This is a genomic window from Streptomyces sp. ISL-10 (genome assembly GCF_018614575.1).
Taxonomy (GTDB): domain Bacteria; phylum Actinomycetota; class Actinomycetes; order Streptomycetales; family Streptomycetaceae; genus Streptomyces.
This window is the reverse complement of sequence record NZ_JAGGOJ010000008.1, coordinates 130,888-142,717: the sequence shown is the minus strand read 5'-3', so window position 1 is coordinate 142,717 and position 11,830 is coordinate 130,888. Positions and strand designations below refer to the sequence as shown.

Annotated in this window: 11 protein-coding genes; 2 read left to right on the top strand and 9 right to left on the bottom strand. The window is 73.4% G+C overall.

Annotated features, from left to right (window positions below):
- Positions 1 to 182: 182 nt before the first annotated feature.
- Both J7E88_RS09525 and J7E88_RS09520 read left to right on the top strand, forming a co-directional pair.
- On the top strand, positions 183 to 1,058 hold the full coding sequence (locus J7E88_RS09525; protein WP_215179206.1) for a peptidoglycan-binding protein: 876 nt from the start codon (positions 183 to 185) through the stop codon (positions 1,056 to 1,058).
- Positions 1,059 to 1,170: 112 nt separating this feature from the next.
- A complete protein-coding gene (locus J7E88_RS09520; protein ID WP_215179205.1) occupies positions 1,171 to 1,668 on the top strand; it encodes a hypothetical protein in 498 nt (165 codons plus the stop codon).
- Between the two features lie 50 nt (positions 1,669 to 1,718).
- On the opposite strand, the gene J7E88_RS09515 is transcribed toward J7E88_RS09520, so the two are convergent.
- The 9 genes from J7E88_RS09515 to J7E88_RS09475 all read right to left on the bottom strand — a co-directional run bounded on the left by J7E88_RS09515 (position 1,719) and on the right by J7E88_RS09475 (position 11,827).
- Positions 1,719 to 2,783, bottom strand: a complete 1,065-nt coding sequence (locus J7E88_RS09515) for a glycosyltransferase family 9 protein (protein ID WP_308307439.1) — start codon at positions 2,781 to 2,783, stop codon at positions 1,719 to 1,721.
- A gap of 46 nt (positions 2,784 to 2,829) precedes the next feature.
- Positions 2,830 to 4,236: a D-glycero-beta-D-manno-heptose 1-phosphate adenylyltransferase gene (gene rfaE2, locus J7E88_RS09510; protein ID WP_215179204.1), complete on the bottom strand. Its 1,407-nt coding sequence runs from the start codon at positions 4,234 to 4,236 to the stop codon at positions 2,830 to 2,832.
- The gene (locus J7E88_RS09505; RefSeq protein WP_215179203.1) at positions 4,233 to 4,865 is read right to left on the bottom strand and encodes an SIS domain-containing protein; all 633 of its coding nucleotides are present in this window, start codon (positions 4,863 to 4,865) and stop codon (positions 4,233 to 4,235) included. Before J7E88_RS09505 ends, rfaE2 begins: the two co-directional genes overlap by 4 nt.
- A 100-nt stretch (positions 4,866 to 4,965) precedes the next feature.
- On the bottom strand, positions 4,966 to 6,210 hold the full coding sequence (locus J7E88_RS09500) for a glycosyltransferase (RefSeq protein ID WP_215179201.1): 1,245 nt from the start codon (positions 6,208 to 6,210) through the stop codon (positions 4,966 to 4,968).
- A complete protein-coding gene (locus J7E88_RS09495; RefSeq protein WP_215179199.1) occupies positions 6,207 to 7,172 on the bottom strand; it encodes a glycosyltransferase in 966 nt (321 codons plus the stop codon). The genes J7E88_RS09500 and J7E88_RS09495 overlap by 4 nt, the downstream gene beginning before the upstream one ends.
- On the bottom strand, positions 7,169 to 8,263 hold the full coding sequence (locus J7E88_RS09490) for a glycosyltransferase family 9 protein (protein WP_215179197.1): 1,095 nt from the start codon (positions 8,261 to 8,263) through the stop codon (positions 7,169 to 7,171). Before J7E88_RS09490 ends, J7E88_RS09495 begins: the two co-directional genes overlap by 4 nt.
- Positions 8,260 to 9,096, bottom strand: a complete 837-nt coding sequence (locus J7E88_RS09485; protein WP_374196257.1) for a D-glycero-alpha-D-manno-heptose-1,7-bisphosphate 7-phosphatase — start codon at positions 9,094 to 9,096, stop codon at positions 8,260 to 8,262. The genes J7E88_RS09490 and J7E88_RS09485 overlap by 4 nt, the downstream gene beginning before the upstream one ends.
- Complete coding sequence (locus J7E88_RS09480; RefSeq protein ID WP_215179195.1) at positions 9,093 to 10,166, bottom strand: glycosyltransferase family 2 protein; 1,074 nt, start codon at positions 10,164 to 10,166, stop codon at positions 9,093 to 9,095. Before J7E88_RS09480 ends, J7E88_RS09485 begins: the two co-directional genes overlap by 4 nt.
- Positions 10,163 to 11,827: a carbamoyltransferase C-terminal domain-containing protein gene (locus J7E88_RS09475; RefSeq protein WP_215179193.1), complete on the bottom strand. Its 1,665-nt coding sequence runs from the start codon at positions 11,825 to 11,827 to the stop codon at positions 10,163 to 10,165. Before J7E88_RS09475 ends, J7E88_RS09480 begins: the two co-directional genes overlap by 4 nt.
- Positions 11,828 to 11,830 lie beyond the last annotated feature (3 nt).

Sequence of the window (11,830 nt, the reverse complement as noted above, 5' to 3'; positions counted from 1 at the left end):
ACGGCCAGACGCTGATTGGGAGGACAAGCGCGCATGTCCACCGCCAAGCCCGTTGGGTTGAGGAATCCGGTTCTTTCACATGGCGTCGCCGCATGGAGCTGTGTCACATGCCTGGCGTTCGAGCCGCACCGGTGTCCCCATATTGCGGTACAGAGAGGTATTGCGGTACAGAGAGGCCGACAATGCATCAGATCGTTCGCGACCAATGGATTGCGTTCAACGACCCCCTCGAAGGCCGAGTCACTTTCATGTACCTCGACCAGAAGGGATGGGTGAGCACGGGGATCGGCAACAAGATCGATCAGACCGCCGCGGCCAACTCGCCTCCGAGCCCGGCAGAGCGGTCCGCCTCTCTGGCCCTGGCCAACGAGTTGGGATGGCTGGACAGCAGCGGTTCCCGGGCATCGGCGGAACTCATCGCCTCTGAGTGGGACAAGGTCAAGGCGCACCTCGATCTCGCCCGTCAGGGGCACACCGCCTTCAGACCTCCCTTCACCTCGCTGCACTTGACGGACGACGAGATCAACCGCCATGTGTTCGCCAAGCTGGATCAGATGGAGTCGTTCCTCACGGATCGCCCTGAATTCGCCGACTTCGCCTCCTGGCCGGCCAATGCACAGCTCGCGACCTTGAGCATGTGCTGGGCGCTGGGACCGGCGTTCAAGTTCCCGAAACTCCAAGGTCACGTGTCGGTTCGGAACTGGAACGGTGCGGCCGAAGAATGCCATTTCACTCCGGACGAGGGAACCATCAAGATCCGGAACAAACTCGACCGGGCACATTTCCTGCTGGCCCAGACCGTCCAGGACCAGGGCCTTCCTGCCGACCGATTGGCACTCGATCTGTCAGATGTGTTCGGTCTGCAGGGCGCGTTGCTCGCCCTCGGTTACGACACAGGACCACAGGACGGCGCGGACGGGCCGCGCACCCAGAACGCGGTCCGCAAGTTCCAAGGGGACAACGGACTCGACCAGAACGGATCCTCCAACGACCCGGGCACCCTCGCTGCGTTGAGCCCTCGGCTCACCGAGTCGGGCTTCACGGCGCTGGGTGTCTGACCGGCGGCAGCGTACGTGACCAGGGTCAGTCCGAAGTCCGGACACGACACCCAGGAACAGCTCCGGTGTTCGCCGAAGTTGTCGACGACCTGGGGAACTAAGGAGAAGCAACATGCCCACCACCAACGTAGTTGAGCTCTGGTGCTTGAAGCCGGCCACCGGTACGGACTTCGGCCATCTCACCCCGCACGTGAAAGGTCTGCTCTCAGGCTTCGAGAAGATCTTCATCGACGAGGCCGGCCAGGCGGTGGCAGCAACCGTCAAGGCCATTCCCGGGCTGGTGCAGGCCCTGGACGAGGTCCAGGCGGACCCGGACAACGTCTACCTCACCGTCAACGACTCGAGCGGTCTGGCCAACTCGGTGTGGCCGGGCAACGGAGAGACTCGCGACTTGAACAAGGGCCAGGTGGCGCACCCCTCCATCGCGATCCCCTTCGACTTCTCCATGTCGCTGACCCTCTGGGAGAGAGACTCATTCCTGAACGACGACGATCCGCTGGGCACGATCAGGATCGAGAAGGACGACACGGGCCGGGGGCACGTCGCCCAAGTCGCCTCGTCGGATGTCGAAGGCTCGTTCTACTACGTGACGTATCGCGTGGACCCCTGACCGCAGGAAAAGGACCGGGTGATCCATCCAACTCCGGTCCGCCGTACGCATCATCTCCTGCGGGAACCGGCGGGCCGGACGCGCGGGCGGGCCGGGGCTGGCTGCGGAAGGGTGCGGACCGCGTCGACGACCTCGTCGACGGCGATCCTCAGCAGCCGTTCGTCCGGCATCGGTCCGTGCGCGTCCCCCGGACGGGGTGAGTCGTCGCCGCCGGGATGCCACAGCACCCGGTGCCGGGCCACGGGCGGCGGCCCCCACAGCCTGGGTGAGACCGGGCCGAACAGGACGACGGACGGCGTGCCGAGCGCCGTCGCGAGGTGGGCGAGCCCGGTGTCGCCCACCACCACGCACCGCGCCTGCCCCACGAGCGCGGCGAGCCGCTCGAACGGGACGTCCTCCCTGCCGCCGAGCACCGCGCCGGTCGGCAGGCCCGCCTCCGACGCCACCCGCCGTGCCAGCGGCCCCTCGCCCGCCCCCGCGGTCACCACGACATCATGACCCGAGCGGTGCAGCGCTCCCGCCACCGCCGCGAACCGCTCGGGCGGCCAGCGGCGGGCGCCCGCGTCGGCACCGGGGTGCACCACGACGGCGCCGGGGGCCGGGGAAGGGACCGCGACGGGCGGGATCGCCACGTCGTCCGGGTCCGCGGCGATGCCGTACCAGGCGAGCAGGCGGCACCACCGGGCCCGCTCGTGCTCGTCCTCCCGCCACACCGGGCCCTGGATGCCGGGCGTTTCGGGGTGTGCGTAGGCGAACAGGCGGCCGGGGCGCAGCCGCTGGAGCAGCAGGTGGCTCGGTGGGCCGTTGCCGTGCAGGTCGGCGGCGACGTCGGGTTCCGGTCCGCTCCAGGCCAGTTCGCCGGGCACCTCCCGTCCGGCCGCCGTGGTCGGCAGCAAGCGGTCCACCAGGCCGGTGGCGGCGGCCGCCGCCGACAGCCTCCCGGGGGCGGCGAGAACGAGGTCGTGGCCGGGCAGGTGCCGGCGCAGCGCTCGCAGCGCGGGCACCGCCGTCAGCAGATCGCCGAGGCCGAGTGCGCGCAGCACCAGCAGGCGCGGCCGGGGCGCCGCCGTGCCGTCGCCGTCGCTGTGGGGGGCGGTACGGGCGGATGTGCTCACGGCACGGACACCTCTCTCAGGTCGGCGAAGGCGCTGACGGGGAACGTCAGGCAGGCGACGGGCCGGACCGTACGGCGGCCTCCGCCGCGCGGCGGGCCAGCAGGGTGGTCGACCGGCCGTCGAGATAGGGCAGGACGACCGCCTGGCCGCCCCAGGCCCGCAGGACCTCCGCCTCGGGCAGGTCCTCGACCGCGTAGTCGCCGCCCTTGACCCACACATCGGGGCGCAGTGTGCTCAGCAGCGCCGCCGGGGTGTCCTCGTCGAAGACCGCGACCGCGTCCACACTGCCGAGGGCGGCCAGGACCCGGACGCGGTCCGCCAGGTGGTTGAGCGGCCGCCCGGGGCCCTTGCGCCGGGCGAGGGACGCGTCGGAGTTGACGCACACGATGAGACAGTCGCCGATCCGCCGGGCGCTCTCCAGCAGCCCGACGTGTCCCGCGTGCAGGAGGTCGAAACAGCCGCCTGTGGCGACGACGGTGCCGCCCCGGGCACGCACCTCGCGGGCCAGGGAGAAAGGGTCCGTTTCACGGGTTCGCGCGGGCCGGGCCGGGGGCGGGGTGCGCCACAGGGCCGGATTGCCGGCACCGCCCGCCGCCACGAACGCGGCGGACTCGGCCACGGCGCGCTGCACGGCCTCCTCCGGCAGGGCGCCGTCGGCGAGTGCCGCCGCTGTCGTCGCGGCGAAGCAGTCGCCCGCGCCGCAGGGGTCGCCGTCGGCCCGGTAGGGGGCCGGGACGAGCATCGGGGTGCCTCCGCCCGGCAGGGTCAGCATGACGCCGCGCTCGCCCAGGGTCACGGCGACGGCCGCGGCCCGCCACCGGTCCGCCAGGTCCGATCCGCGTTTGGCGTGCGCACGCAGCGAGTCGCCCGCGCCGTCGCCGCCGAGTGCGCGTGTCTCCGCGGCGTTGGGTGTGACGATCCGCGCTCCGGGCACCGGCGCCTCGCCGCGTGGATGCGGGTCCCACACCAGCGGCACGCGGCGGGCCGCCGCCGCCGCCAGTTCCGTCCGCAGGGCACGCACCGTGTGCCGTCCGTAGTCGGCGACGAGAACGGCGTGGGCCTGCTCCAGCACCTCGCGTACGGCGGCGTCCGGCGCACCGGGCGTGCCGCCGCCGCGGTCGATGCGCACCAGAGGGCGACCGCTCGCCAGAACCCGGGTCTTCACGGGAAGGGAGCCGTCCAGCGGGAGTTCCACGAGCCGGACGCGCTCCCGCAGAGCGCTTCGTACGACATCGCTGGCCGGATCGTCGCCGAGCGCGGTCACCAGCGTCACGTCGCGCCCGCCTCGGGCGGCCAGCGCGGCGGCCAGCCCCGCGCCGCCGGGCCGTTGCCGGTCGGCGGTGACGTCGACGACAGGGGCGGGGGCGTCCGGGGACAGTCGGGTGGCGACGCCGTCGATGTCCTCGTCCAGCACGACGTCTCCGACGACCACGAGCGGCCTTGGCCCCGTCACGGCATGCTCCGGTGCACCGCTACGGGCCGTTCGATGACCGTCGCGGCGACGGACGCCGCCGCGTCGAAGCATTCGCAGAGCAGGTGCACGGCGACCAGGTGGGCCTCCTGCACGGTCGCCGTGGAGGACGCGTCGATGCACAGCGCGTCGTGGGCGGCCTCGGCCAGCGGGTTGGGTCCGGGCCCGGTCATCGCCCAGACCCGCAGTCCAGCCGCCCGGCCAGTCACGGCGGCGGAGATCAGGTTGGCGCTGCGCCCCGATGTCGACAGCAGGACGAGGACGTCCCCGCGGCGCCCGTGCGCGGACACCTGCCGGGAGTAGACCTGCTCGAACCCGTAGTCGTTGCCGATGGCGGTCACGCTGGACGTCTCGGCGTGCAGGGAGATGGCCGAGAAGGCGGGGCGTTCGTGCCGGTAGCGTCCCACGAGCTCGGCGGTCAGGTGCTGGGCCTGGGCGGCGCTGCCGCCGTTGCCCGCGGCCAGCAGACGGCCGCCGGCGGGGAGGACCTCGGCGAGGTGCCCGGCCCAGTCCGCGATCCGGTGGATGCCGTGCCGGCGGAAGCGGCCCAGCGCGTCCTGCAGCGACTGGCAGTGCCTGTGCGCGTCCTGGAGTGCAAGGTGTTCGCTCATCGTGGTCGGGAGCGGCGCGTCTGACGGGTGACGGCCGGGCCCGCACCTCCTTCGGGCATCGGTGCTGCGCGATGGTTCGGACGGCGTTCGTCTCAGATCGCTAGGTCGCTCCTGTCACGGCGTACTGGGCGGTGAGCACCGCGCTGTACACCGTCTCGGTGGCCGCGGCGACTCTGGGCCAGCCGTAGCGACTGAGGACGCGGCGCCGGCCGGCCGCCCCGCACGCCTCGCGCAGCGCCGGGTCGGCGAGCAGATCGGCGACGGCTCGAGCGAGGGCCTCCGGTGAGCCGGGGGGCACCAGCCTGCCCGTCGCCGGGTCGGCCACGGTGTCGAGCTGGCCGCCGACCGCGCTGGCGACGACCGGCTTGCCGCAGGCCATCGCCTCCAGGGGCACGATGCCGAACGGTTCGTAGTCCGCGGGGCACAGCACCACGTCGGCGCTCCGTATCAGCGGTGGGATGTCCTGCGAAGGGACGCCCCCGGTGAAACGGAGCCGGTCGGCGACTCCGGCCGAGTCCGCGAGGTGCCGCAGCCGGCGGACCTCCGGGTCGTCGTCGAGCCGGTCCGCCGCCGGGCCGCCGACCACCACGAGTTCGGCGTCGGGCAGCATGGTCAGGGCGGTGAGGGAGACCGCCGCGCCCTTGCGGGGGACGAGGCGGCCCAGGTGCAGCAGCCGGTAGCGGTACGGGCCCCGCTCGGCGACCGGCCCGGTCGGGGTGAAATGCTCGGTGTCGACGCCGCACGGCACGACGCTGATGCGATGGGCCGGGATGCCCATCCTGCCCAGCTCGACGACTTCGTCGCGGCAGGTGGCGATGACCCGGTCGCATCCCAGGCCGACTTCCTTCTCGCAGGCGATGCGCGCCGGCGGGCTCGTGTCGGCCTGCCTCTGATGGCGTCGCTTGACCGTGCCGAGTGCGTGAAACGTCTGCAGCAGCGGCAGACGTAGTTCGGCCATCGCTTCCAAGGAGGCGAGGCCGGACATCCAGAAGTGCGCGTGCACCAGGTCGGGCGGGCACGCCTGCCACTCGCGGGCCAGGTAGCGGCCGAACGCGAGCACATGGGGCAGGAGTTCGTCCTTGGGGATGCTCTCTTGCGGTCCCGCGGGCACATGGTGCACTTCGACGCCGTCGCGCAGCCTGACGCGTTGTGGGAGGTCGGGCGCGTCCTTGCGGGTGTAGACCGTGACCATGTGGCCCCGGTCGGCGAGTGCGCCCGCGAGGCGCGCGACATGCACGTTCTGTCCGCCCGCGTCGACGCCGCCCAGCGTGGCGAGGGGGCTGGCGTGTTCGGAGACGAGCGCGATCGACAGGGTCCCGACGGGGACAGGGCCGAGGGATGTCATGAGCGCACCTCCGTGATCAGTCGCTCCCAGTCGGTCAGGAAGCGTTTGAGCCCGTAGCGTTCGAGGGCCGCCTGGCGGGCACGCGCGCCGTCCTCGGCCGCGGCTTCCGGTTCGGCCAGATAGCGGCGGGCGGCCCGGGCGAGTACCTCGGGCCGGGTCGACAGCGTGCCGGTGCCCGGCGGGACCGCCTCCACCGCCTCGGTGGTGGCGAGCGCCACGACGGGCATGCCCAGGTGCATGGCCTCCAGCAGGGACAGTCCCAGGGAGGTCCAGCGCACCGGATGCAGGTACAGCCGGCGCTCCGCAAGGGCCGTGTGCAGGTCCCGCTGCGGCAGATCGGCCGTGCGGCACCTGTCCTCGGCCAGACCGAGATGTGCGGCGAGGCCCTCGGTTCGCATGCCGAAGACGTCGAGCGGCGCCGCCTGCGACAGGGCCGGCAGCAGGTCCGTTCCGGTGTAACGGCCGCGCCGGACCGGCTCGTTGACGACAACCGCCGCCCGGGCCAGCCGGCCGGTGTACCGGTGCCCTGGATCGACGATGCCGTGTTCGATGACCTCGGTGCGGGTGGAGCCGTTGTCCCAGAACAGCCGGTTGAAATGGGTGACATGGACGAGGGTCAGGTCGTCGCGGTCGGCGATGGGATGCCGCGTTTCGGGGACGCCGCCGTCCGGGGCGTTGTGCTCCAGGTAGACGGCGGGCACATCGTGGCCGGGGCGACGCCCGCCCAGCCAGCGTTCGGCCAGGCCGAGTTCGTGCGGGCGCTGGAGGACGACGAGGTCGACCGGTGTCCGCCTCAGCTCCTCCGGGGTCACCTCCCGGACCGAGTCCGGCCAGGAGAAGGTACGGGCGCGGCCGAGGCCGTCGGCGTCGCGGCGTGGTGTGACGGGAACGAGGTACGTGTGGGGCCCCTGGACGAACGCGGTCGTCCAGGACCCGTGAACGTGCCACAGCAGGATGTTCATACGCTCGCTCCTCGTTCTGTTCCCGATGCCCGGCCCAGCACGGGCGCGCTGCCCGCCCCGGCCGGAGCCGCCTCGGTGTCCGTGCCGCCGCCCAGTGCGGCGACGGCGGCGAGCACCGCGCTGTCGGTCACCGCGTCGAGGCAGGGATGACCCGGGACCGGGCAGCGGCGGGCTCTGCTCCCCGCACACGGCGCGTGCTGGTCGCCGAGCAGCACGTGCGGGACGCCGTACGGGCGCCAGCGCTCGGCCGGCACCACCGGCGCGAACAGGCAGGCCACGGGCGTCCCCACGGCGGCGGCGAGGTGCGCGGGGCCGGTGTTGCCGACCACGGCGACGCGGGCCCTGGCGAGGACCCCCGCGAGGTGGTGCAGATCGGTGGCGCCGCCGAGGTCGAGGGCGTGCTCGCCGGCGACGCGCGCGGTGAGCTCCTTCTCCCCCGCGCCGCCGGTGACGACGACGCGGTGTCCCTCGGCGGTGAGGGCGGCCACGGCCCGGGCCGCCCGCTCGGCGCTCCAGGTGCGGGCCGGTACCGCCGCCCCGGGGTGGAGCACGACGTACGGGTCCGGTCCGGTCAGATGGGTGGTGACGGGCGGGTCGCAGATGCGCAGTGCCCCGGGGTCGGCCGGGGGCAGGGGGAAGCCGGCGTCCCGTGCCAGGTCGAGCGCGGCCTCGGCCTCGTGGCGGCCCGGGAGCCGGTGGTGTCGCAGGTCCAGCAGGGCGCCGGGGTAGTCCTCGCTGTCGGCCGCGGTCCAGCGGACACCACCGAGCTTGAGCAGCAGGGCGACGGGCAGCGGGCTCTGGTGGTAGGAGACGAGGACGAGGGCGCGGTCGAAGCGGCCGCAGGACAGCGCCGCCAGCAGCTTGCGGGTCTCCTCCCCCGAGACGGGCGCCGGTTCGAGACCGACCCACGGCGCGTCGTACACCAGTACCTCGTCCACGCCCGGCAGCAGCCGCGCGGCCTGCTCGCCCAGCGGTCCGCAGAGCACGGCGGTGTGCGACGAGCCCGCTGCCACGGCCCGCACGGCCGGTCCTGCGAGGAGGACGTCACCGGCGCTGTCGAGGCGGACGACGAGGGTCCGGGGGGCCGTCATCGCCGGCCTCCCGGTGAACGGGGCGTCGTGGCCGCCGGGTCGGTGGGAGCCGGGCCGCCGAGGGCTCTCCCGGTGGCGGCCGGGCTCCCGAGGGCCCCCTCGGTTGCGGCCCCCTCGGTGCGGGCGGGGCCTTCCAGGACTCGATCGGTCGCGGCTCCCTCGGCGGCAGTCCAGCCGGTGACCGTCCCGGCTGCCACCGTTTGCGTCAGTCCGAGCACCAGGCGCACGGCCTGGAGCAGATCGGCGGCCGTCTCGTCGGCCGCCGCGACCTCCTCGGGCCGCGTCGCCGAGGTCGGCACCAGTACACCGCGGGCCCCGGCGGCGCGGGCGGCCGCGACGTCCGAGCCGATGTCGCCGATGACGACGGTGCGTTCGGGCGAGGCACCGAGCCGCTCACAGGCGGCGAGCACCAGGCCCGGCGCCGGTTTGCGGCAGCCGCAGCCGTCCTCCCGTCCGTGGGGGCAGACCGCCCACACCTCGAAAGGGCCGAAGAGCGCGTCCATCCGGTCTTGCACGGACTCGACCTGATGCCGGGTCAGCAGACCCCGGGCGACGCCCGACTGGTTGCTGACCACACCCACCGGTATGCCCAGAAGGCGTACGGCGGCGACGGCTTCCGGCGCGGACGGCATGGGTGCCACCCGGGCCGGGTCGCCGTTGTAGGGCACATCGGTGACGAGCGTGCCGTCCCGGTCGAACAGGACGGCCTGCGGAAGAGCGCCGTCCGCGCCCTGTCGTGCCGGGCGGGCGTCCGGGCGGGTGCCCCTCGGCCCGTCGAAGAGCCAGGGACCGGTCGCGGGCGGCCGATGGCCCACCGTGGAGGGACGGGTCATGGCAGCACCCGCTGCTGGACCGCCTCGCTCGGAGCGCGTGGCGGCCTTGTCGTGGCCACCGGGTCGAACGGCGCTGTACCGCGGTGCCTGAACTGGCCGCGCAGCCAGTGCCATGTCGCGGCGGGGGGAATGAGCACGCTGGTCAGCGCCATGGAGACGACCTCGTCCCGCGTCCGCGGGCCCGGCACGATGCGCGCGGCGGCGAGCTCGGCGGTGCCGGTCAGCCAGGCGGCGGCGAACCCCACTGCCGCGGCGGGCCGCCCGAGTACCGCACACGTGAGGGCGGCCACGGCCGACGCCGTCACGGCGAGGTGGCGCGGCAGGCGCCCGCGCGGCGCGTGCGCACGGGTCCACCAGTCCGGGCCGTGCAGCCGGTTCATCAGCACGTCGTCCGCGTTTCCCGCCTGGAGGCGTACGGAGATCCAGCGGTCGGCCGGGCGGACGGGGTGCATGGTTCTGCGCGTGCCGGTGGTCAGCGTCCAGCCGGCGCCGAGCACCCGCAGGGCCAGATCCGCGTCCTCCCGGAAGGCGCGCGGGAACCGCTCGTCGAACCCGCCGACGGCTTCCAGCGCCTCCCGGCGGTACGCCATGTCGGCGGTGATCCACCGTGCGGTGGCGAGCCCCGCGGTGTTGCGCTCCCAGTCCGTGGGCCGGCGGTCCGCCGGGAGCGGCACGGTGATGCGGGCCGTGACGCCCGCGGTCCGGTACGTCGTTGCCGCGAGGTCGTGCGTGAGGTCCTCGCCCCAGGTGGGGCCCGGCACCACATCGTCGTCGAGGAAGACGATCCAGGGTGCCGGACCGGCCGCCTGACGTCCCGTGTTGCGGGCCGCGGCGGGGCCGCGGGCGCGGCCGGGCACGATGGTGGTCACCGGCTGCAGAGCGGCCGGGACCTCGACCGGGAGAGGGGTACGGCCGGCCTCGGGGCGGTCGTCGACGAGGACCACCCGTGCCGGCTTCGGTCCGGCGGCGTCCGCCAGCGCCTGCAGACACACGTTCAGGCTGGCGCGTCCGAGGGTCGGTACGACAACGGCGTAGGCGGTCGCGGGGGACCACTGCCCGAATACGGTCATCGCATGGTCCCTTCGTCGAAGGCCTGGAAGAGTCCGGAGCGCCGGACGGCGTACGGTCCGATCGCCAGCAGGTCGACCGGGGAGGAGCCGAAGCACTCCAGCGCGTCGCGCGGGTCGTCGGCCATCGGCCTGCCGGCCGTGTTCAGACTGGTGTTGACGACCACGGGCAGGCCGGTGAGCCTCTCGAACTCGCCGAGCATGCGGGCGACGAGCGGTTCGCTCGCCGGGTCGACGGTCTGGATGCGGGCCGTGCCGTCGACGTGCACGACGGCCGGGATCCGGTCCTTCCAGGCGTCCGCGACGTCGTGGACGAAGAGCATGTAGGGGCTGGGCAGCGGTCCGTCGAAGATGTCCGCGGCGCGGTCGGCGAGCACCATGGGAGCGACCGGCCTGAACTGCTCCCTGCCCTTGACGTCGTTGAGCCGCTCCAGGTTGCCCGCGTGGCCGGGGTGGGCCAGCAGGGAGCGGTGACCGAGAGCCCTGGGACCGTATTCCGAACGCCCCTGGAACCAGGCGACGACGGCGTTGTCGGCGAGGGCCTGGGCGACGGTCGCGGCGATGTCCGCGGGACGTTCGAAGGGGACGGCCGCCGTCTTCAGCCAGGCGCCGAGTTCCGCGTCCGACCAGTCCCTGCCGAGGTCCGCGCCGGTCATGGGCTGCGGGTCGTCCCCCTCACCGGCCGCGAGCAGCAGGGCGCTGCCCAGCGCGGTGCCCGCGTCCCCCGCGGCGGGTTGCACCCATACGCGGGAGAAGGGGCCCTCGCGGGCGATGCGGGAGTTCGCCACGCAGTTGAGGGCGACGCCGCCGGCGAGGGTGAGCACGCTGTCGTGGGTCCTTCCGTGCAGCCAGCGCACGAGGTCCAGCAGGGTCTCCTCCAGTACGGCCTGCGCGCTTGCCGCCACGTCCGCGTGGTCCTGGGTCCAGGGCTCGTCCGCCCCGCGCGGCGCGCACAGTTCGGACCAGGGGACGGCCGTGGCGCGAAACCCGCCGTCGCCGGTGGGGTGCACGTGCTTGCGCAGTTCGGCGAGCATGCGGGGAGTGCCGTGCGAGGCGAGTGCCATCACCTTGAACTCGTCGGAGGAACGCAGGAATCCGAGGTGCTCGGTGAGCTCCTCGTAGACCAGGCCGAGCGAGTGCGGCAGTTCCTGCGCGTGGAGGGCCTCCAGCCGGTCGCCCACCCGATGGGCGGCGAGGTGGGAGGCCCGCTCGCCCCGGCCGTCGAGGACCAGGACCGACGAGGCCTCGGCATCGGGCGCGGCGAAGGCGCTCGACGCGGCGTGTGCCATGTGGTGCGGTACGAAGCGCACCGCCTGCGGGTCGAGGCCGGGCAGCGCCGCCGCGAGGAACCCCGGTGCCTGGCGGGCGTATGTCAGCCTGAGGTGGTCCCACGGGTCGTTCAGGCCCATGGCGTCCGCGGGGCGCGTGAGGGCGGGGTCGAAGGAGTACGCCACGGCGTCGAGGTCCTGGGGGCGCAGTCCGGCCCGCTTGAGGCACCAGGCGGCTGCCTTCTCGGGCAGTTCCCAGGCCGAGAACGGCACGGGTCGCTTGCCGTGCTTGCGCCGGGAGAACCGTTCCTCCTCTGCGGCGGCCACGCATCGGCCGTCGATGACCAGGGCGGCGGCGGGGTCGTGGAAGAGAGCGTTGATGCCAAGAATGCGCATGGT